Consider the following 20384-nt stretch of genomic DNA (forward strand, 5'->3'; position numbering starts at 1 on the left):
CCGCGCGTCTTTCGCTCCTGCCGGGGCTTACCTGGCGGTCACCTTCTCGGGCCTGGCCAGCCATTCCTTGCCGCGCAGCATGGCCTTCCAGTAGACCGGCGGCAGGATCTGTTCCTTCAGGATCCAGGCCGCGCGGGTGGGCCGGGTGCCGTCCAGCAGCCATTTCGGAAAGCTGGGCAGCAGCGCGCCGCCATAGCCGAACTCGGCCAGCACGATCTTGCCCCGTTCCACCGTCAGCGGGCAGGAGCCATAGCCGTTATACATCGCCCGCGGCGCACCGCCGTAGATATCGGCGACGATGTTCTCCGCGACGACGGGCGCCTGCATCCGCGCGGCGGCGGCGGTCTTGGCGTTGGGCGCGTTCATCACGTCGCCCAGACTCCAGATATTGTCGAACTCGGTGTGGCGCAGCGTGCTCTGGTCCACGTCGACCCACCCCGCCGCATCGGCCAGCGGCGAGACGCGGATGAAATCGGGTGCGGTCTGGGGCGGGCAGACATGCATCATGTCGAACCCGACAGTCACCTCGTGCGACTCCTTTTCGGGCTCGGACACCCGGAAGGTGGCGGTCTTCGAGGGGCCGTCAACGGCGATGAGGTTGTTCCAGAAATTCAGCGTGGCGTCGTATTTCCTGACATACCGCATCAGCGCCGGGACATAATCCTTGACCCCGAACAACACGCCGCCCGCATTCATGAACTGCACGTCGATATCTTTCAGCCGGTTGCTGCGGACCCAGTGATCCGCCGAAAGATACATCGCCTTCTGCGGTGCGCCCGCGCATTTGATCGGCATCGGCGGCTGGGTGAACAGCGCGCGGCCCTCGTGCAGGTTGCGGACCAGCTCCCAGGTATAGGGCGCCAGGTCGTAGCGATAGTTCGAGGTGACGCCGTTCTTGCCCAGCGTTTCCACCAGCCCGTCCACCGCGTGCCAGTCGAGCTTGAGCCCCGGGCAGACCACCAAGCGGTCGTATTTCACTACGCGGCAGCCGTCCAGCACCACGGCATTGTCCTTCGGCTCGAACGCGGCGACGGCGGATTTGATCCAGTGCACGCCCTGCGGGATCAGGCTGCCCATGGTCCGGGCCGTGGTGGCCGGGTCGAAGATGCCCGCGCCCACCATCGTCCAGCCGGGCTGGTAATAGTGGATATCGGCAGGATCGAGGATTGCGATGCTCAACTCGCGCTTGCGTTCCCGGATGCTGGCGGCCACGGCGATGCCGGCCGCCCCGCCGCCCACGATCACCACGTCGAATTTCGCGTCACCGGTATCGGTGGGGGTCTTGCCGCCGTTCACGATGCGGCGCACCACCCCGGCCATGTCGTAACCGGCGTCTCTGGTCGCGGCAAGGATCGCGGCGGTGTCGCGTGTGCCGGCCTGCGACAACGACCACAGCGTCGCCGACCGCGTGCCGGTGCGGCAATAGGCCAGCACCGGGCCGGGCAGTTCCACCAGCGCGCGGCCGAAATCCTCGGCATCCTCGTCGCGCACCTTGCCGGAAACGATGGGCATATAGCGGGTTTGCAGCCCGGCGGCCTGTGCCGCGGCCTCGACCTCGTCGAATGTCGGCTGGTCCGCGGCCTCGCCATCGGGCCGGTTGCAGATGACCGATCGGAACCCCTGTGCGGCGGCCGCCGCCATGTCCCCGGGCAGAAGTTGCGGGGCAACGCTGACTTCGTCGGTGATCTTCCTGATATCCATGTCGGTCTCCGCGCGAATGGGAATCGGTTTGCCGGTGTTTCTACATTCCGGGCGGGGAATATGTCAGATGCCACACTGTCACAGCGCCCGGCCCCGCCGATATCGCCGATTGCCGCGCCGCCCGGCAATGACGCGCCAAGGCGGGGACCGCGCCTGTGGTCTTTTCTTGGCCGGACCGGCGCGCTATGCGGGGGCATGACGATGCGCATTCAGGACCGATACGCCGAACTGGTGCAGGCGGGCGAGCTTCATGCCGATCCCGCGCAGGAAGCCGCGCTGCCCGAGTTCGAGCGTATTCGCCACGCCCTCGAACAGCCGGTCAAACGCGGCTGGTTCGCAAAGAAACCCGAACCGCCCAGGGGCTTGTACCTCTGGGGCGGTGTGGGCCGTGGCAAATCCATGCTGATGGACCTGTTCGTCGGCATGGTCGATGCGCCCAAGCGGAGGGTGCATTTCCACGCTTTCATGCAGGAAATCCAGAACGCGCTGCACGAGGCGCGCAAATCGGGTGCCGAGGACGCGATCGAACCGGTGGCAAAAGCGGTGTCCGACGAGCTGCGCCTGCTGGCCTTCGACGAGATGCAGATCACCGATATCGCCGATGCGATGATCGTGGGGCGGCTGTTCGAAAAGCTGTTCGATGCGGGTGTCGTCGTTGTCACCACGTCGAACCGGGTGCCCGACGATCTGTACAAGGACGGTCTGAACCGGCAGATTTTCCTGCCTTTCATCGAGTTGCTGAAACAGCGGATGGAACTCCACGAACTGACCAGCCCGCGCGATTACCGGCAGGACAGGTTGCAGGGCGAGCAGGTCTATTTCACGCCGGCCAATGCCGACGCCCGCCGCGCCATCGCGTCGATCTGGGACGACCTGACCGATGGCGGGGAAGAGGCGCTGGTGCTGGTCGTCAAGGGCCGCAAGGTCGAAATCCCGCTTTATCACAACGGGGTGGCGCGGGCGTCGTTCCACGACCTGTGCGGCCGGATGCTGGGCGCGGCGGATTACCTTGCGCTGGCCGAGGTGACGCGGGTTCTGATCCTGGAAAACATCCCCGCGCTGGGCCGCTCGAACTTCAACGAGGCCAAGCGTTTCGTCACGCTGATCGACGCGCTGTACGAGGCGAAGGTGCGGCTGATCTGTTCCGCCGCGGCAGACCCCGAGATGCTGTATCTGGAAGGCGAAGGCGTTTTCGAGTTCGAGCGCACCGCCAGCCGGTTGCGCGAAATGCAGGCCGAGGACTGGGGCCGCGAGGCGTGACATGATCGCGTGCGCCGGGGGGCGCACACAGGGTATCTGCGGTGCTCGCCTCCGGCTGCGCTCCTCGGGGTGCCTCCGGCGGGGATATTTGCGGAAAGGGGAAAACCGCGCGGTTTTGTGCCGATACCGCGCGGTTTTCCTGTGCATGGCCCCGGAACATGCTAAGCGGCGGGGCAGGGACAAGCGGGAGATCGGGATGCACAGACGTTTCTTCGTGCTGGGATTTGTGGCGCTGGCGGGCTGCGGGCGGCGCGGGCGGCAGCGGGCGCATTCGCCGCGCCACGACATGCCGCTTCATCCGAACGAAACGCCCGAGCTGCGGGCGCTGATCGTGGAATACTCGGATCACTACGATGTGCCGGTCGACCTGGTGCAGCGGGTGATCGTGCGCGAAAGCACCCACCGTCCGGGGGCGCGCAACGGGCCTTATTACGGGCTGATGCAGATCCTGCCGCAAACGGCGCGCTCGATGGGGTTTCGCGGCGCCCCCGAGGATCTGCTGGATGCCGAGACCAACCTGAAATACGCGGTCAAATACCTGCGCGGCGCCTGGCTGGTTTCCGATGGCGATCGGGACCGCGCGGTGATGTGGTATGCGCGTGGTTATTATTACGAGGCCAAGCGGCGCGGGATGCTGCGCGAGACCGGCCTGCGATCCTGATTGCCAAAAGAAAGGGGGCCGTTGGATCGGCCCCTCTTTCCCACCTGCCGTCGTCATTCAACAAAGCGTGGGGGCCATCGCCCGGTGCGGCGCCGGAGCGCGCCGGCGGTCCCCCAAGGTCCCGCGATACCCCACCGATAGGGGGCGCGATGCGGGTGTTCTGCAAGATATAGGCGAAGCGCCGCGAAGCGGTCAACAAGCCATGATTCGTTTTGCGTCTTCCGCAATCGAATCCGTTGATTTGACTCGAAACTTTCCTGCCCCTTTCTTGCGCTGAGGCCGGGCCGCCCGGGTCAGCCCCCGGCCTGCAACCGCAGCACCGCCCCCGACAGGTAGAGCGAGCCGCAGATCAGGATGCGGGCATCGGGCGTGTGCGCGGCGATCCGCGCCAGCGCGCCGAGGATATCCCCGGCCTCGTCGGCGGGCAGGCCAACCTGCCGGGCGGCCTCGGCCGTGCGGGCGGCGGGCAGGGTGTTGGCCTCGCCGGGGATCGAAATCGCCGTCAGCCCGTCGGCCACCCCCGCCAGCGGCGTGAGATAGCCGGTAACGTCCTTGGTGTTCAGCATCCCGCAGACCAGATGCGTCGGGCGTTTCGGCAGGCTGGCCAGATGCGCGGCAAGCGCCTGCCCGGCCGCCGGGTTGTGCCCGCCGTCGAGCCACAGCTCGGCCCGTGGCGCCGCCGCGGCCAGCGGGCCGTCGGTCAGGCGTTGCAGGCGCGCGGGCCAGAAGGCGCTGGTCACGGCAGCCTCGGCGGCGGTGTCGTCAAAGCCCAGATGCCTGAGTGCGGCGATGGCTGCGCCCGCGTTCTGGATCTGGTGCGCGCCCGGCAGGTTGGGCAGGGGCAGGTCCAGCAGGCCGGTTTCGTCCTGATAGACCATGCGCCCGCGTTCCGTTCCCACATGCCAGTGCTGGCCATAAGCCAGGACCGGCGCGCCCAGCCGTTCGGCGCGCGCCTCGATCACCGCCAGCGCGTCGTCCTCCTGCGGGCCGACGATCACCGGCACGCCGCGCTTGATGATCCCGGCCTTTTCTCCCGCGATGGCGGTCAGCGTCGTGCCGAGATAGCTTTCGTGATCCATCGAGACCGGGGTGATGATGCTCAGCGCCGGCTTTCCGACCACGTTGGTGGCGTCGAGCCGCCCGCCCAGCCCAACCTCGAGCAGGGTGTAATCGGCGGGGGTGCGCGCCATGGCAAGGATCGCGGCGCAGGTCGTGATCTCGAAATAGGTGATCGGCACGCCGCCATTGGCGGCCTCGCATTCGTTCAGCACATCCGACAGCGCGTTTTCGTCGATCAACGCGCCCGCCAGCCGGATACGTTCGTGGAACCGCGCCAGATGCGGCGAGGTATAGGCATGCACGCGCTTGCCCGCGCTTTCCATCCCGGCACGGATCATGGCCTGCGTGCTGCCCTTGCCGTTGGTGCCCGCGATATGGATCACCGGCGGCAGGTCGTCTTGCGGGTTGCCGAGCGTGTCGAGCAGCTGATGTACGCGGTCGAGTGTCAAATCAATGATCTTCGGATGCAGCGCCATCATCCGTTCGAGGATGGCATCGGAACGCTGGGTCATGTCTGAGGGGTGTCCGGGCGTTGCTTTCGGTGCGGTGATCCTGGCACATACGGCGCGGGCGGCCAGGCGGATTTGCGGCGCTTCAGCCCTTCTTCGCGGCGTCCTTGGCGGTGGCGGCCTTTGCCGTCCTGGCAGCCGGTGCATCGCCTTCGTCTTCGCCGTCCTGTTCGGGCGCGGGCAGGTCGCCCTTGATCTCCGGCGGCAGGCCCAGCAGCATCCGGGTGATCGAGATCAGCTCGGCCCGCATCTCGGTGCGCGGGGTCACGCGGTCGAGCATCCCGTGATCCAGCAGGTATTCGGCGCGCTGGAAGCCCTCGGGCAGCTTTTCGCGGATCGTCTGTTCGATCACGCGGGGGCCGGCGAAACAGATCAGCGCGTTGGGTTCGGCGATATGCACGTCGCCCAGCATGGCGTAGGACGCGGTGACGCCGCCCGTCGTGGGATGGGTCAGCACGACGATATAGGGCAGGCCGGCCTCTTTCAGCATCTGTACGGCGACGGTGGTGCGCGGCATCTGCATCAGGCTCAGGATGCCTTCCTGCATCCGCGCGCCGCCTGCGGCCGAGAACAGGATCAGCGGACGCTTGAGCTTTACCGCCTCCTGCGCGGCGGCGATGATGGCGTTGCCGACATACATGCCCATCGACCCGCCCATGAAGCTGAAATCCTGCGCCGCCGCCACGATGGGGGTGCGGCCGATCTCGCCCGTGGCGACCAGCATCGCCTCTTTCTCGCCGGTCAGTTTCTGGGCCGCCTTCATGCGGTCGGGATATTTCTTCTGGTCGCGGAAATGCAGCGGGTCGGCCAGCGGTTCGGGCACCGAAATCTCGGCAAAGATGCCGCCGTCGAACAGGGCCCTGAACCGGTCGCGCGGGGTGATCGCCATGTGATGCCCGCAATTCGTGCAGACATTCAGGTTGTCGCTGAGTTCGCGGTGGAACAGCATCGTGCCGCATTCGTCGCATTTCGACCACAGGTTCTCGGGCACTTCGCGGCGCGAGAAGATCGAGTTGATGCGGGGGCGGACGTAGTTGGTGATCCAGTTCATTCAGGCATGTCCCGTTGCGGCTTTGGCCTGAAATAAGCCCCGGCGCGGTGAAATGCAATCAACGCCTGAGCATCACGCGCGCCGCCAGCCACATCAGCCCGACACCGGCCAGCTCGGTCAGGAACGGCGCGGACAGCAGCGGCCCGGCCGGGGACAGGTCGCCGCTGAGGCTGCCCTGCGGGAACAGCAGCAGCGCCAGGCCGGAATCCGGCGCGGCGAATTCGGCGAAGAACAGGAAGGCATAGGCGTTGTTGGCCAGGTGAAACCCGACCGCCGCGCCCAGGGTGCCGGTGCGCGCCGTCAGGTCCGAGGCGGCAAGGCCGAAGCAGAGGGCCCAGATCATGTATTGCAGCCCCGGTGTCGAGAAATCGCCCGGCTCCCAATGGGCGAGGGCGAACATGACGTTCGGGGCCAGCAGCCAGATCAGTGCGTTGTCGTAACGCGCGGCCATCTGCTGCTGGATATAGCCGCGATAGAAAAGCTCCTCGGCGCCGGTCTGCACGGTCAGGGCCAGCAGGGCCAGCGGCAGGGTCAGCAGCCAGAGCGGCAGGCTGCGCGCGTGGCTGGCGGCGGTGGCGTCCCAATAGGGCGGCAGCATCTCGACGATGGCGAACAGCAGGGCGACGGCAAGGAAGGTCAGGCGGAAATCGCGCAAAAGCGGGCGCAGCGGGCCGGTAAGGCTGTGCAGACCGCGGTGATGCAGCCGGTGCGCCACGAGGACGACCCCGAGCCCGAGGAAGCCGAAGCTGCAAAGCTGCAGCAAAAGCCCGGCGCGGGTGCTGCCATACCAGACCGCCTGCGCGCTGATCCCGGGCAGCCATTGCAGCGCCGCATCGAACAGCCAGCGCAACCCGCTGTTGAACGCCTCGATCAGCACAACGCCGACGACCAGCCGGGGCATCTGCGCGGTCGGCCGCGCGGCGGCGGCGAATTGGCGGTGCGGGTGATAGCTCATGTCCTGTCCCGGCCGGTGGCGGCCCTGACAGGCTTAGCCGATGGCGCGGCCGGGCGCTAGCGGCGCAGCGCCACACGCGCGGCCAGCCAGCCGCAGAGCTGCGCCGCGGTGTCGATCAGCAGGGTGCTGCGCATCTGCGCCGGGTCGGACATGTCGATCGGCCAGAGGTAAAGAGCCAGCGCCCCGATCTCTTCTTGTGCCGCGATCAGCAGAAAGGCGATGGCGTTGTTGACGAAATGCAGCGCGATGGCGGGGCCGAGCGATCCGCTGCGCGCCGTCAGGTCGCTGGCCAGGATGCCGAACAGCGTGGCCGAGGCCATGATCCAGACCGAGTTCGCCCCCAGCGCCGGGTCGTGGTGAAGCGCGCCGAACAGCACCGAGGGCGCCACCATCCAGATCGCCGGGTGGCTGAACCGGGCGGCCAGTTGTTGCAGCAGGTAGCCGCGAAAGATCGCCTCTTCGGTCGTGACCTGCAGCAGCACGCCCAGCAGCCCCAGCGGCAGCAGCGTGATCCAGCGGCGGGTGTCGAGCCCGGATTGCAGCGATCCGCCATCCCATGGCGGCAGAACCCACAGCGCGAGGTACAAAAGCCCCAGCGCCACCACCACCCGCCGCCCCTGCCACCAGGCCAGCCCGGGCCGCCCCAGCAGCGTGACCGGGCGCCGGCCGTGCAGGATGTCGACGCAGACCAGCGTCGGCACCAGGAGGAAGACGGAGCCGAACAGCAGGAACAGGATCTCGCCCGGCCCGGCGGATGTCGCCTCGATATAGGCGGTGTAGGTCGTGGGCGGCAGCAGCGCGCCCAGCAGCGCCCCGAAGGCGGTGGCCATGGTCAGCGCCAGCATCAGGATCAGCGCCATGCCCGCCCCGAGCCGCCACGGCTCGGACCGTTCGCGGGCCGGGGCGACATAGGCCGCAAGCGGCGTGTAGGAGGGCGGAAGTTTCACGGGTCTGCCGGCTTTCGGGGTTGCGGCGCGGGATCGGGCGGATCGCCACGGCGCGCATGGTGCCGGTTCTGCATATCCGCTCCTGTCCGGGGGTCAAGCCGGTGCGCGGGATGCGTGAAAGCCTGTGACAAGCGCGCCGCCGCCGCGCAAACTGCGGCCATGACGAACGATTCCCTTGCCACGGATGCCCCGCCCTCGCTGCCCGATGCGCTTTATGCGCGGTTCGACGGGGTCGGGGGAATGCGCCGGATGGACGGGGCCGCCGCTGCCGTGCCCGAGGCCGGGTTCGACTGGGTGCATTTGCGGCACGGCGACGAGGGGGCGGTTGCAGGGCTGGCGGCGCTGGGCCTGGACGAGGTGGTGATCCACGCGCTGACCGCGCAGGAAACCCGCCCGCGCTGCACGGTGCATGGCAACGGTGTCGTGCTGGTGCTGCGCGGCGTGAACCTGAACCCGGGCGCCGATCCCGAGGACATGATCTCGGTCCGGCTGTGGCTGGAGGAACGCCGGGTGATCGGCGTCTGGCTGCGGCCGCTTTACGCGGTGGGCGATCTGCTTGCCGCCGGCGGGCGCGGGCAGGGCCCGCTGTCGCCCGGCGATTTCGTGGCCAAGCTGGCGCTGCGGCTGGCCGACCGGGCCGAACCCGCGGTGGCCGCGCTGAACGAGACGGTGGACGATCTGGAAACCGCACTGGATGCCGGGGAAGGCACGCATATGCGGCGGCGGCTGTCGGATACGCGGCGCACGGCGATCCTGTTGCGCCGCTACATGGTGCCGCAGCGCGATGCGCTGACGACGCTGGAAATCGAGGACCTGCCCTGGCTGGGCCATTCCGACCGGATGCGCCTGCGGGAGGCGGCCGAGCGCGTGTCGCGTCTGGGCGAGGAACTGGACGCGATCCGCGACCGGTCGCAGGTGGTGCAGGATCAGATCATGGACCGCCGCTCCGAGGTGATGAACCGGCAGATGCTGCTGCTGTCGGTGGTCGCCGCCGTGTTCCTGCCGCTGGGGCTGTTGTCGGGAATGCTGGGCATGAATGTCGGCGGCGTGCCCGGAGCGAACGCCCCGGTGGCGTTCTGGATCGTGACAGCCCTGATGGCGGCGATCGGGCTGGGTCTGTGGGCCGTCTTTCGCTGGATGGGGTTTCGCGGTTAGGGGCAGCCACGTAGCCCATATGGCCAGAGCCGTTATACGCCAGGCGTGGCCGCCGGTTGAGCGACGCACCCTGCCCGGAACAGCCGCGCAGCGGCCCGGGCATCGCACGGCCGCCCCCGGCCGGGCGATTGGCTGCCGCCAGTGCCACACTTTGAGGGAGGATGTGGCTGCACCATAAAATGCCAGCCACAAACCGTCGGATCGCCCGACCGTGGCCGTGCGACGCCCTCTGTCGCGCCTGCCGTGAAAGGAGCGTGTCAGCACCTCCCCCCAGCCCCGCAGCCTCGATCCCCAACCCGTCCCGTAAACCAAAGACCCGGGCGCCACGCTCCACCTGCGACGCAATTCGCCTTGTGCCTCTTCGGGGCGTTGATTATTCCCTGAACGCAACATTCTTTCCCGGGAGGACGCCATGACGAAATTCGACAAGTCCAAGCTGCCCAGCCGCTACGTGACGGAAGGGCCCGAACGCGCGCCGCATCGGTCGTATTACTACGCGATGGGCATGACCGAGGACGAGATTCACCAGCCGCTTGTCGGCGTGGCGACCTGCTGGAACGAGGCCGCGCCCTGCAACATCGCGCTGAGCCGCCAGGCGCAGGCCGTCAAGGGCGGCGTGAAAGAGGCGCATGGCACCCCGCGCGAGTTTACCACCATCACCGTGACCGACGGGATCGCGATGGGGCATGAGGGGATGCGCTCCTCTCTCGCGTCGCGCGAGGCGATTGCCGACACGGTCGAGCTGACGATGCGCGGCCATTGCTATGACGCTATCGTGGGCCTTGCCGGTTGTGACAAGTCGCTGCCGGGGATGATGATGGCGATGGTGCGCCTGAACGTGCCCAGCGTGTTCATCTACGGCGGTTCGATCCTGCCGGGCAAGGCACCGCAGGTTCAGGAAATCCCCGAGGATTTCCGCACCCGCGACCTGACCGTGCAGGACATGTTCGAGGCCGTCGGCCGCCACCAGAACCAGGAATTGTCCGACAAGGCGCTGGACATGCTGGAACGTGTGGCCTGCCCCTCGGCAGGGGCCTGCGGCGGGCAGTTCACCGCCAACACGATGGCCTGCGTCTCCGAGGCGATCGGCCTGGCGCTGATGAACAGCTCGGGCATGCCCGCGCCCTATGAATCGCGCGACCAGTATGCCGAGGCGTCGGGCCGCGCGGTGATGCAGCTTCTGGAACGGAACATCCGCGCGCGCGATATCGTGACCCGCGAAAGCCTGGAAAACGCCGCGCGCGTGGTGGCCTGCACCGGCGGGTCGACCAATGCCGGCCTGCACCTGCCCGCCATCGCGCATGAGGCGGGGATCGAGTTCTACCTCGACGATGTATGCGAAATCTTTCGCGACACGCCCTATTTCGTCGATCTCAAACCCGGCGGGCAGTTCGTGGCCAAGGATCTTTACGATGCCGGCGGCATCCCCGTGGTGATGAAGGAACTGCGCAAGGCGGGCCTGATCCACCAGGATTGCATGACCGCCACCGGCCGCTCCATCGGCGAGGAACTGGACCGGATCGAGCGCGAGGCCGATGGCCGCGTGATCTATCCCATCGAAACGCCGATCACCCAGACCGGCGGCGTGGTGGGGCTCAAGGGCAACCTCGCCCCGCAGGGCGCCATCGTGAAGGTGGCCGGGATCGAAAAGCAGCACCAGCGTTTCGTCGGCCCCGCCCGCGTCTTCGAATGCGAAGAGGATGCCTTTGCCGCGGTCAAGAACCGTGAATACAAGGAGGGCGAGGTGATCGTCATCCGCAACGAAGGCCCCGCCGGCGGTCCGGGGATGCGCGAGATGCTGGCCACCACCGCGGCGCTGTCCGGCCAAGGCATGGGCAAGAAGGTGGCGCTGATCACCGACGGGCGCTTCTCGGGCGCGACGCGCGGGTTCTGCGTCGGCCATGTCGGCCCCGAGGCCGCGCAGGGCGGGCCGATCGCGCTGATCCGCACCGGCGATGTGATCACCATCGACGCGGTCAGCGGCGAGCTGTCGGTCGACCTGTCGGAGGCCGAGCTGGAACAGCGCAAGGCCGACTGGGCCGGGCCACGCAAGACGATCTACACCTCGGGGGCGCTGTGGAAATACGCGCAACTGGTGGGGGAAACCTACAAGGGCGCGGTCACCCATCCGGGCGGCGAGGCCGAGGCCCATGTCTACATGGATCTCTGACATGTTGCGGCGGGGCGGTCTGCGCCCCGTCCTTGTGATCTGTGCGAGTGTCGTGGTGTCGGGTTGCCTGGACGGGAGCGGCGCCGCCGGCGTGCCCGTCGCACGCCGCGCCGCGCTGGCCGGCGGGGCGGTGGTCGTGGTGCCGCCCGCGGGCTATTGCCTAGACAGGACCAGCATCGCCGACCGGCCCGGCGGCAGCTTTGCCCTGATCGCAAGCTGCGAGTCGCTGACCGGACGGCCGGGCGGCGGGGCGGAACCGGCGGTCATCACCGTGTCGATATCGCCCCCGCAGGAAGGGCGCGAACAGCCCGAGGCCGCGGCCCTGGCCGGTGCGCTGGGCAGGGGCGCCGCGCTGAGCGAGGTCAATGGCGACGGGCTGATCGTGGTGCAGGTCAAGGGCGCGGGCGCCCTTCCGCGTCAGCGCGGCGATACCCGGCACTGGCGCGGGGCGATGGTGGTCAACAACCGGCTGGTGGGCCTTGCGCTGTACGGGGCGCCGGGCAGCGACCTGTCGGGCGACAACGGAGAGCGGTTGCTGGTGGCGCTTGCCGAAGCGATCCGCGAGAACAGCCCCTTCCGTCAACCCGCGCCGCCGCAGGCGCAGGAAACCACCCCGGCAACCCGTGCCGCAACGGCGCCACAAACGGGATTGGGCGGGATTTTCGGACGTTTGTTTCCATGAGGCTATTTATTTATCTTTCGGATTCATACAGTTTCCGTAAGTGAAACGACGGGGCAGGCATGGCTGGACGGCTGTTGAGAACGATCATGTACCGCGCGGCGCTGCGGCGCTGGGCCAGGGCGGCGCGCGCGGCCGAGACCGAAAAGCTGAGCCTGCTGCGGGTGCAGCGCAACCGGGCGCGGCGGCTGCGCTATCACCTGGACCAGTTGATCTTCAAGGCCGAGAACCGGCTGGCGCTGCCCCGGATCGGCTCGACCGCCTTTCGCAAACCCGCCAATGCCGACTGGGCCTGGCGGCCTGAATTGTGGCGCGGCCCGCTGCCGGTGCCGGGCATCGCCTCGGCGGCGAACAAATCGCAGCTTGGCGACGAGGTGACGCTGTTCCACGATTGCGAGTTTTCCGAACTGACCCTGCGCCAGCTCCGCAACCAGCGCGAAGCCGACCTTGCGCCCTATGGGTTGCGGATGGATGTTTTCCGCTTCGACGGTTCGTATCTTTCGCTGGTCGTGAGTTTGCCGCCGGGCGCGGTCGACGGGCTCAGGCGGCGGCACCTTATCCGCATGGACACCATCGTCGAGATGGAAAAGCCGCTGGAAATCTTTGCCCGGCTGAACATCAAGCACGGCCCCAATACCGAACAGATCGTGCGGGAACTGCCGCTGCACGAGGAAGAGGTCATGGTCGAATTCGACCTGGCCTATACCAAGCTGAACGAAAAACGGGTCGAACGCGCCTGGCTCGACCTGATCTTCGAGGGGCCCGAGATGAACCAGGTCACGATCCGCGACCTGACCTTCAGCCGCCGCCCGCGCGCCGAACTGTAACGGGAGCCACGCGATGAGCACCATGAACCTGACGAAAACCCGCCTGTTCGAAGGGGTGTGGGAGGGTGTGCTGACCATGACCGACAGCGGCAAGAGCCAGCCGGCGATCCGGGTCACGCATCTGGACCGCCCGCTGGACGGGGTCGAGGTGATCGAGGACCGCGGGCAGGGGCATTGGGTGGTGCGCGTGCCGATCCCGGCAAAGCTGCTGTCGGACGGGGTGCAGACATTCGTGATCTCGGACCCGGATACCGGCGAGACACTGGAAAGCTTCGCGGTGCTGGCGGGTGACGCGCTGGGCGACGATATCCGCGCCGAGATGGAGCTGTTGCGGGCCGAACTGGACATGCTGAAACGCGCCTTCCGCCGGCATTGCGTGGAAACGATGTAACGGGCTTGCCCCGCGCCGCCGGGCCGCTACCCTGACCGCAACACAGGGAGGAGCCCATGATTACCGAGATCGTCCGCTTTACCATCGCGCCCGGCATCGACCGCGACGAGGTGATCCGCCGGTTCGAATCCACCATGCCGGGGTGGCAGGTCAACGAAAATCTGGTACGCAAATACTACCTTTACGACGCGGAAACCCGGCAGGGCGGCGGCGTCTACCTGTGGCCCGACAAGGCTGCGGCGCAGGCCGCCCATGACGCGGAATGGTGCGACCGGGCGGAAAAGCTGTACGGCTCGCGCCCGACCTTCGAATATTACGAAACCCCCTGCATCGTCGACAATTCCGGCTGACGCGGCGTTGCGCGTGACAAGTCCCGCCCGCCTGCGCCACTCTGCGCGCAAGCCAGGGAGGACCAGCCATGACATCGTATCCGCATCTTCTGTCGCCGCTCGATCTGGGCTTTACCACGCTGAAGAATCGCGTGCTGATGGGCTCGATGCATACCGGGCTGGAGGAAACGAAGGACTGGAACCGCGTGGCCGAGTTCTATGCCGAGCGCGCGCGCGGCGAGGTCGGGCTGATGGTGACGGGCGGCATGGCCCCGAACCGCGAAGGCGGCGTGTTTCCCGGTGCGGCGGGCCTGTTCACGCCCGAGGATATCGCCAACCACCGTATCGTCACCGACCGGGTGCATGACGCGGGCGGCAAGATCGCCATGCAGATCCTTCATGCCGGGCGCTATGCCTACAGCCCGGACTGCGTGTCGGCCAGCGCGATCAAGTCGCCGATCTCGCCCTTTCCGCCGAAAGAGCTGGACGAGGGCGGCATCCAGAAGCAACTGAACGACATCGCCACCGCCGCCGCCCGCGCCCGCGAGGCCGGTTATGACGGGGTCGAGGTGATGGGGTCCGAGGGGTATTTCATCAACCAGTTCCTTGTCACCCATACTAACAAGCGCAGCGACGATTGGGGCGGCTCTTACGAGAACCGGATGCGCGTCGCCATCGAGGCGGTGAAACGCGCGCGCGAAAAGGCGGGCGAGGATTTCATCATCATCTACCGGCTGTCGATGATCGACCTTGTGCCCGATGGCTCGACCTTCGACGAGGTGGTGCAACTGGCCAAGGAAATCGAAAAGGCCGGGGCGACTATCATCAACACCGGCATCGGCTGGCACGAGGCGCGCATTCCCACCATCGCCACCTCGGTGCCGCGCGCGGCTTTTGCCTGGGTGACGAAAAAGCTGATGGGTCAGGTGTCGATCCCGGTCATCACCTCGAACCGGATCAACACGCCAGACGTGGCCGAGCAGGTTTTGGCCGAGGGCTGTGCCGACATGGTCAGCATGGCCCGCCCGATGCTGGCGGATGCGTATTTCGTGGGCAAGGCAATGGCGGGGCGTGCCGACACGATCGCGCCCTGCATCGCCTGCAACCAGGCGTGCCTGGACCACACCTTTTCCGGCAAGATTTCGACCTGCCTGGTGAACCCGCGCGCCTGTTATGAAACCGAAATCGCGGTGGAGCCCGCCGCCGCGCCGAAAACCGTGGCGGTCGTCGGGGCGGGCCCGGCGGGGCTGTCTGCGGCGCTGACGGCGGCCGGGCGCGGGCACCGGGTGACGCTGTTCGACAAGGCCGACCGGCTGGGCGGGCAGTTGAACATGGCGCGGGCGATCCCGGGCAAGGAAGAGTTCCACGGGCTTGTCGACTGGTTCGCCACGATGGTCGCGGATGCGGGCGTTACCCTGCAACTGGGGCAGGCGGCCGGGGTGGACGACCTGAAAGGGTTTGACGAGGTCATCATCGCCACCGGCGTCGTGCCGCGCGATCCGGGCATTCCGGGGCAGGAGCGTGACAACGTGCTGTCTTATATCGATGTGCTGGCGGGCAAGGCGCCCGTGGGCGAGCGCGTGGCGATTATCGGCGCGGGCGGCATCGGGTTCGACGTGGCGGAATACCTTGTCCATGACGGCGACAGCCCGACCGAGAACCTGCCGGAATGGATGCGCGAATGGGGCGTTGCCGACCCGGCCCAGGTGCGTGGCGGGCTGGCGCCCGACGGCCCGCAACCCCACGCGCCGGCGCGGCAGGTGACGCTGATGCAGCGCAAGGCCAGGGCGCTGGGCAAGGGGTTGGGCAAGACGACCGGCTGGATTCACCGCGCCGCGCTGAAGATGAAGAATGTCGAGATGCTGGGCGGCGTGAACTACGAAAAGATCGACGATGCCGGGCTGCATGTCAGCTTTGGCGAGGCGCGCGAGAATCCGCGCGTGATCGCGGCCGACACCATCGTCCTGTGCGCGGGCCAGCTGTCCGAGCGCAGCCTGGCCGACGCGCTGGAGGCCGAAGGCGTGCCCTGCCACGTGATCGGCGGGGCCGACCTGGCGGCGGAACTCGACGCCAAGCGCGCCATCGACCAGGGCACGCGGCTGGCCGCCGCATTGTGACGGTTCGCAGATTGCCGAACTCCGCCGGTGACAAGACGGGCCGCGCGCGGTAGACTGCCTGCAACCGCCACGAGAGCGGACGAAGAGGCAGAGCGATGGGACATCCCGACGGTTTCGCGGCGCGCTGGACGCGCTGGATGCACCGCGTATACGCGCGGCTCAGCACGCTTGCGCGGCCGGCCACCGGTTTCGTCAGCCAGCCCGAACCGCGCACGGTGGGCAGTTTCGCCCGGGGCCGGCAACTGGTGGCGGGTAATTACCTGTTTGCGGGCTACCTGGTCGAAGGCGGTGAAACCGGGATCTGGGATGTCAAATCGCCCGCCGCGATCTTTGACGAGGACCTGCACGGTTTCACCTGGCTCGACGATCTGGCGGCCGTTGGCGATGTGCCGGCCCGCGCGCGGGCGCAGGCGTGGCTGTGGACATGGATCGACCGCTTCGGCGCCGGGCAGGGGCCGGGCTGGACGCCCGACCTGACCGGGCGGCGCGTGATTCGCTGGATTCATCACGCGATCTTCGTTCTGCGCGGACAGGAACGCGACGCGTCCGAGGCATTCTATCGCTCGCTGGCGCAGCAGACGATCTTTCTGGCGCGGCGCTGGCCGGCCACCACGCCCGGCCTGCCCCGGTTCGAGGCGCTGACCGGGCTGATCTATGCCGGGCTGTCGCTTGAGGGGATGGAAAAGCACGTCGCCCCGGCCACCCGTGCGCTGGAACGCGAATGCCGCCGGCAGGTGGACGACCAGGGCGGTATCCCCACCCGCAACCCCGAAGAACTGCTTGAGGTCTTTACCCTGCTGACATGGGCCGCCGCCGCGCTGGAGGAAAGCGACCGGCCGGTGCAGCCCGAGCTGCGCGCCGCCATCGACCGGATCGCGCCGACGCTGCGCACCCTGCGCCACGCCGATGGCGGACTGGCGCGGTTCCATGGCGGCGGGCGGGGCCTCGACGGGCGGCTGGACGCGGCGCTGGCCGCCTCGGGCGTCAAAAGCCGCACGCCCGACGGGTTGTCGATGGGCTTTGCCCGGCTCAGCGCGGGGCGCACCAGCGTCGTCGTCGATGCCGCCCCGCCGCCGAAAGGCGCCGCCTCGCGCTCGGCCCATGCCTCGACGCTGGCGTTCGAGCTGACGTCGGGCCGCAGGCCGGTGGTGGTGAATTGCGGATCGGGCGCCAGTTTCGGGCAGGAATGGCGCCGCGCAGGCCGGGCCACGGCCAGCCATTCGACGCTGTCGATCTCGGGCTATTCCAGCGCGCGTTTCGGGGCGTCGGGGCAGCGGGGCGACTGGCTGACCGATGCGCCCACCCATGTCCCGATCGAGATCGGGCAGGCCTCCGACGGGATGCGGTTTCAGGGCGGGCATGACGGGTACCTGCGCACCCACGGGCTGACCCACGCCCGGACGCTGGAGCTGACATTCGACGGGCGCGGCATGGCGGGCGAGGACCTGCTGGTCGCGCTGGACGAGGCGGGCAAGCGGCAATTCGATCACGTGCTGGACGGTGCGCAATTGCAGGGCGTGCCCTTCGACATCCGTTTTCACCTGCACCCCGAGGTCGACGCCACGCTGGACATGGGCGGCGCCGCGATCAGCCTGGCGCTGAAAAGCGGCGAGCTTTGGGTGTTTCGCCATGACGGCAAGGCCGAAATGCATCTCGATCCCAGTGTTTACCTCGAAAAAGGCCGGTTGCGGCCGCGTGCGTGCAAACAAATCGTTTTATCCGCCCGCGCAATCGACTATGCGACCCGCATCCGGTGGTCGCTGGCCAAGGCGCAGGACACGCCCATCAGCATCCGCGACACGCACCGGGACGAGCTGGATTTGACCGAATGAACCGGAGCCTGACCCCATGACGACCGACCTGCATCCCATCCGCCGCGCGCTGCTTTCCGTATCCGACAAGACCGGGCTGGTCGAGCTTGCGCAGGCGCTGGCCGCGCGCGGGGTCGAACTGCTGTCGACGGGCGGCACGGCCAGGGCGATGCGCGATGCCGGGCTGACGGTGCGGGACGTGTCCGAGGTGACGGGCTTTCCCGAGATGATGGATGGCCGGGTCAAGACGCTGCACCCGGTGGTGCATGGCGGCCTTCTGGCGCTGCGCGACAACGAGGCCCATATGGGCGCGGCCACCGCGCACGGGATCAGGGAAATCGACCTGCTGGTGGTAAACCTCTACCCGTTCGAGGAAACGGTCGCCAAGGGCGCCGATTACGACACCTGCATCGAGAACATCGATATCGGCGGCCCCGCGATGATCCGCGCGGCGGCCAAGAATCACCGCTTCGTCAACGTGGTGGTGGATGTCGAGGATTACGCCCCGCTGCTGGCCGAACTGGACGCCAATGACGGACAGACCTCTTACACCTTCCGGCAGCGGTTGGCGCAGACCGCCTATGCCCGCACCGGCGCCTATGACGCGGCGGTCAGCACCTGGATGGCGGATGCCATCGGCGACACCGCGCCGCGCCGCCGCGTGGTGGCGGGCACACTGGCGCAAACCCTGCGCTACGGCGAGAACCCGCATCAGAAGGCCGCGTTCTACACCGATGGCAGCGACCGCCCCGGCGTGGCCACGGCCCGGCAGTTGCAGGGCAAGGAACTGTCCTACAACAACATCAACGACACCGACGCGGCCTTTGAACTGGTCAGCGAGTTCCTGCCCGCCGACGGGCCGGCCTGCGCGATCATCAAGCACGCCAACCCCTGCGGCGTGGCGCGTGGTGCGTCGCTGAAAGAGGCATATATGCGCGCCTTCGATTGCGACCGGACCAGCGCGTTCGGCGGGATCATCGCGCTGAACAACATCCTGGATGCCGACACCGCCGAAGAGATCGCAAGGATCTTTACCGAGGTGGTGATCGCCCCCGGTGCCGATCAGGGCGCGCGCGACATATTCGCCGCCAAGAAGAACCTGCGCCTGCTGATCACCCCCGGCCTTGCCAATCCGGCGGCGGGCGGCATGGCCTTCAAGCAGGTGTCGGGCGGGATGCTGGTGCAGGACAAGGACAATGGCCGGATCGAGGCGGGCGACCTGAAGGTCGTGACCAAACGCGCCCCCGATGACCGGGAACTGGCCGATCTGCTGTTCGCCTGGAAGGTGGCCAAGCACGTCAAGTCGAACGCCATCGTCTATGTCAGGGACGGGGCGACCGTGGGCGTGGGCGCGGGCCAGATGAGCCGCGTCGACAGCTCGACCATCGCGGCGCTGAAAGCGCGCCGCATGGCCGAGGAACTGGGCCTGCCGGACACGCCGGCCAAGGGCTCGGTCGTGGCGTCGGACGCGTTCTTTCCCTTTGCCGACGGCCTGCTGGCCGCGGCCGAGGCCGGCGCGACGGCGGTGATCCAGCCCGGCGGCTCGATGCGCGACGACGAGGTGATCAAGGCCGCGGACGAGGCCGGGCTGGCCATGGTATTCACGGGCATGCGCCACTTCCGGCACTAGGGCCGGGGGCGCGTGCCCTCAACACGCCAAGCGCCGGTAACGGGCGCGGGCACAGAGGCAGGAGGACGCGCCATGCGTCTGGTATTCTGGGTAGGGTTCTGGACCTTCCTTCTGGATCAGGCGACCAAGTATCTGGTCGTCCACTGGCTGAATCTGCGCACCCTGCACGAGATCGACGTGCTGCCGCCCTTTCTCAACCTGCGCATGGCGTGGAACTACGGGATCAATTTCGGCCTGCTGGGCGATGCATCGGCGGCGACGCGCTGGGTGCTGATCGCGGTGGCGCTGATCGTGGCGGGCGGCGTGATCTGGTGGGTGCGCCGCGATCCGCCGGGGCGCTGGGGCTATGCCGCGGCAGGGCTGATGGTGGGCGGCGCGCTGGGCAATGTCGTGGATCGGCTGCTTTACGGCGCGGTGGCGGATTTCCTCAACATGTCCTGCTGCGGGTTCGAGAACCCGTATGCCTTCAACGTGGCCGATATCGCGGTTTTCGCCGGGGCCTTTGGCCTGATCCTGTTCACGGGCAGGAAGGACGCGCCGAAAAACGCCCCGTGACGCGGCCCGCGATATCGGATATGGCTCGGACACAAAGACGGAGAGGGGCGATGCGGATCACGCGCGCGAGCATGGGATTGGTTCTGGTTCTGGCGGTTGCCGCCTGCGCCCGCGGCGACCGCGAGGTCGATCTGCGGCAGTTGCGATCGATGGATAACGGGCCCGACGAATTCTCGGTCCTGCCCTCGAAACCGCTGCAGGCGCCCGACAGCTATGCCGCCCTTCCCGCGCCCACGCCGGGCGGTCGCAACCTTGTCGACCAGAACCCGGTGGGCGATGCGGTGGCCAGCCTGGGCGGCCGGCCCGCGGCGCTGGATGCCACCGGCGTGCCCGCCTCTGATGGCGCGCTTGTCCAGCACGCCAGCCGCAACGGCGTGCCGGGCAATATCCGCCAGACCGTCGCGCAGGAGGATGAGGAATTCCGCCAGCGCCGTGGCCGGTTCCAGAAATGGCGGATCTTCATCAAGAACAAGTATAACGAAGTCTACAGCAACCAGAAGCTCGACTCGGTGCAGACCAACCAGGCCTATCGCCGCGTCGGTGTGCCCACGCCATCGGCCCCGCCGACCCGCTGACG

At 67.6% G+C, this 20384-nt stretch carries 18 protein-coding genes; 13 read left to right on the forward strand and 5 right to left on the reverse strand.

The window, feature by feature from the left end; genetic code table 11:
• Positions 1–27: 27 nt before the first annotated feature.
• The gene (locus tag F3H87_RS07495) at positions 28–1701 is read right to left on the reverse strand and encodes a bifunctional protein tyrosine phosphatase family protein/NAD(P)/FAD-dependent oxidoreductase (protein WP_149787959.1); all 1674 of its coding nucleotides are present in this window, start codon (positions 1699–1701) and stop codon (positions 28–30) included.
• A 201-nt stretch (positions 1702–1902) separates the two neighbouring features.
• Between F3H87_RS07495 and zapE the strand changes: the two genes are divergently transcribed.
• Together zapE and F3H87_RS07505 are read left to right on the forward strand one after the other, a co-directional pair.
• Entirely contained in the window at positions 1903–2961 is a 1059-nt protein-coding gene (zapE, locus tag F3H87_RS07500; protein ID WP_394852159.1) for a cell division protein ZapE, read from the forward strand.
• A gap of 196 nt (positions 2962–3157) precedes the next feature.
• Entirely contained in the window at positions 3158–3622 is a 465-nt protein-coding gene (locus tag F3H87_RS07505; protein WP_149787961.1) for a lytic transglycosylase domain-containing protein, read from the forward strand.
• 293 nt (positions 3623–3915) lie between these two features.
• Here F3H87_RS07505 and F3H87_RS07510 read toward each other — a convergent pair whose 3' ends face one another.
• From F3H87_RS07510 to F3H87_RS07525, 4 genes are all read right to left on the reverse strand, one after another.
• Positions 3916–5193, reverse strand: a complete 1278-nt coding sequence (locus F3H87_RS07510; protein WP_223228005.1) for a bifunctional folylpolyglutamate synthase/dihydrofolate synthase — start codon at positions 5191–5193, stop codon at positions 3916–3918.
• A gap of 82 nt (positions 5194–5275) precedes the next feature.
• Positions 5276–6241, reverse strand: a complete 966-nt coding sequence (gene accD, locus F3H87_RS07515) for an acetyl-CoA carboxylase, carboxyltransferase subunit beta (protein ID WP_149787962.1) — start codon at positions 6239–6241, stop codon at positions 5276–5278.
• Positions 6242–6299: 58 nt separating this feature from the next.
• A complete protein-coding gene (locus tag F3H87_RS07520; protein ID WP_149787963.1) occupies positions 6300–7196 on the reverse strand; it encodes a CPBP family intramembrane glutamic endopeptidase in 897 nt (298 codons plus the stop codon).
• A gap of 56 nt (positions 7197–7252) precedes the next feature.
• Positions 7253–8143 (reverse strand): CPBP family intramembrane glutamic endopeptidase, encoded by an 891-nt coding sequence (locus F3H87_RS07525; protein WP_149787964.1) that lies wholly within the window; start codon positions 8141–8143, stop codon positions 7253–7255.
• A 159-nt stretch (positions 8144–8302) separates the two neighbouring features.
• On the opposite strand from F3H87_RS07525, the gene F3H87_RS07530 reads away from it, so the two are divergent.
• The 11 genes from F3H87_RS07530 (at position 8303) to F3H87_RS07580 (ending at position 20382) form a co-directional block, all read left to right on the forward strand.
• The gene (locus F3H87_RS07530) at positions 8303–9298 is read left to right on the forward strand and encodes a zinc transporter ZntB (RefSeq protein ID WP_149787965.1); all 996 of its coding nucleotides are present in this window, start codon (positions 8303–8305) and stop codon (positions 9296–9298) included.
• Between the two features lie 412 nt (positions 9299–9710).
• Positions 9711–11468, forward strand: coding sequence for a dihydroxy-acid dehydratase (gene ilvD / locus F3H87_RS07535; RefSeq protein WP_149787966.1), 1758 nt, complete (start codon positions 9711–9713; stop codon positions 11466–11468).
• Position 11469: 1 nt separating this feature from the next.
• Positions 11470–12150: a hypothetical protein gene (locus F3H87_RS07540; protein ID WP_149787967.1), complete on the forward strand. Its 681-nt coding sequence runs from the start codon at positions 11470–11472 to the stop codon at positions 12148–12150.
• Between the two features lie 59 nt (positions 12151–12209).
• On the forward strand, positions 12210–12974 hold the full coding sequence (locus tag F3H87_RS07545; protein WP_149787968.1) for a DUF6478 family protein: 765 nt from the start codon (positions 12210–12212) through the stop codon (positions 12972–12974).
• Between the two features lie 13 nt (positions 12975–12987).
• Positions 12988–13365 carry a hypothetical protein gene (locus tag F3H87_RS07550; protein WP_149787969.1) on the forward strand — a complete coding sequence of 126 codons (378 nt, stop codon included), beginning with the start codon at positions 12988–12990 and terminating at the stop codon, positions 13363–13365.
• 56 nt (positions 13366–13421) lie between these two features.
• Positions 13422–13715: a monooxygenase gene (locus F3H87_RS07555; protein ID WP_149787970.1), complete on the forward strand. Its 294-nt coding sequence runs from the start codon at positions 13422–13424 to the stop codon at positions 13713–13715.
• Positions 13716–13783: 68 nt separating this feature from the next.
• Complete coding sequence (locus tag F3H87_RS07560) at positions 13784–15811, forward strand: NADPH-dependent 2,4-dienoyl-CoA reductase (RefSeq protein ID WP_149787971.1); 2028 nt, start codon at positions 13784–13786, stop codon at positions 15809–15811.
• A gap of 95 nt (positions 15812–15906) precedes the next feature.
• On the forward strand, positions 15907–17643 hold the full coding sequence (locus F3H87_RS07565; protein ID WP_149787972.1) for a heparinase II/III family protein: 1737 nt from the start codon (positions 15907–15909) through the stop codon (positions 17641–17643).
• A gap of 16 nt (positions 17644–17659) precedes the next feature.
• On the forward strand, positions 17660–19252 hold the full coding sequence (gene purH / locus F3H87_RS07570) for a bifunctional phosphoribosylaminoimidazolecarboxamide formyltransferase/IMP cyclohydrolase (protein WP_149787973.1): 1593 nt from the start codon (positions 17660–17662) through the stop codon (positions 19250–19252).
• Between the two features lie 72 nt (positions 19253–19324).
• Entirely contained in the window at positions 19325–19807 is a 483-nt protein-coding gene (gene lspA, locus F3H87_RS07575; protein WP_149787974.1) for a signal peptidase II, read from the forward strand.
• A gap of 50 nt (positions 19808–19857) precedes the next feature.
• On the forward strand, positions 19858–20382 hold the full coding sequence (locus F3H87_RS07580) for a DUF3035 domain-containing protein (RefSeq protein ID WP_149787975.1): 525 nt from the start codon (positions 19858–19860) through the stop codon (positions 20380–20382).
• Positions 20383–20384: the final 2 nt, after the last annotated feature.

This window comes from Lutimaribacter pacificus, assembly GCF_900142185.1.
GTDB lineage: Bacteria > Pseudomonadota > Alphaproteobacteria > Rhodobacterales > Rhodobacteraceae > Lutimaribacter > Lutimaribacter pacificus.

What these genes read in the sequence shown, in the direction of transcription:
- F3H87_RS07555 (WP_149787970.1), top strand. Translation starts at nt 13,422, where the DNA reads ATGATTACCGAGATCGTCCGCTTTACCATCGCGCCCGGCATCGACCGC.
- F3H87_RS07520 (WP_149787963.1), bottom strand. Translation starts at nt 7,196, where the DNA reads ATGAGCTATCACCCGCACCGCCAATTCGCCGCCGCCGCGCGGCCGACC.
- F3H87_RS07495 (WP_149787959.1), bottom strand. Translation starts at nt 1,701, where the DNA reads ATGGATATCAGGAAGATCACCGACGAAGTCAGCGTTGCCCCGCAACTT.
- F3H87_RS07540 (WP_149787967.1), top strand. Translation starts at nt 11,470, where the DNA reads ATGTTGCGGCGGGGCGGTCTGCGCCCCGTCCTTGTGATCTGTGCGAGT.
- ilvD (WP_149787966.1), top strand. Translation starts at nt 9,711, where the DNA reads ATGACGAAATTCGACAAGTCCAAGCTGCCCAGCCGCTACGTGACGGAA.
- F3H87_RS07510 (WP_223228005.1), bottom strand. Translation starts at nt 5,193, where the DNA reads ATGACCCAGCGTTCCGATGCCATCCTCGAACGGATGATGGCGCTGCAT.
- F3H87_RS07530 (WP_149787965.1), top strand. Translation starts at nt 8,303, where the DNA reads ATGACGAACGATTCCCTTGCCACGGATGCCCCGCCCTCGCTGCCCGAT.
- purH (WP_149787973.1), top strand. Translation starts at nt 17,660, where the DNA reads ATGACGACCGACCTGCATCCCATCCGCCGCGCGCTGCTTTCCGTATCC.
- lspA (WP_149787974.1), top strand. Translation starts at nt 19,325, where the DNA reads ATGCGTCTGGTATTCTGGGTAGGGTTCTGGACCTTCCTTCTGGATCAG.
- F3H87_RS07545 (WP_149787968.1), top strand. Translation starts at nt 12,210, where the DNA reads ATGGCTGGACGGCTGTTGAGAACGATCATGTACCGCGCGGCGCTGCGG.
- F3H87_RS07560 (WP_149787971.1), top strand. Translation starts at nt 13,784, where the DNA reads ATGACATCGTATCCGCATCTTCTGTCGCCGCTCGATCTGGGCTTTACC.
- F3H87_RS07550 (WP_149787969.1), top strand. Translation starts at nt 12,988, where the DNA reads ATGAGCACCATGAACCTGACGAAAACCCGCCTGTTCGAAGGGGTGTGG.
- zapE (WP_394852159.1), top strand. Translation starts at nt 1,903, where the DNA reads ATGCGCATTCAGGACCGATACGCCGAACTGGTGCAGGCGGGCGAGCTT.
- F3H87_RS07580 (WP_149787975.1), top strand. Translation starts at nt 19,858, where the DNA reads ATGCGGATCACGCGCGCGAGCATGGGATTGGTTCTGGTTCTGGCGGTT.
- F3H87_RS07565 (WP_149787972.1), top strand. Translation starts at nt 15,907, where the DNA reads ATGGGACATCCCGACGGTTTCGCGGCGCGCTGGACGCGCTGGATGCAC.
- F3H87_RS07505 (WP_149787961.1), top strand. Translation starts at nt 3,158, where the DNA reads ATGCACAGACGTTTCTTCGTGCTGGGATTTGTGGCGCTGGCGGGCTGC.
- accD (WP_149787962.1), bottom strand. Translation starts at nt 6,241, where the DNA reads ATGAACTGGATCACCAACTACGTCCGCCCCCGCATCAACTCGATCTTC.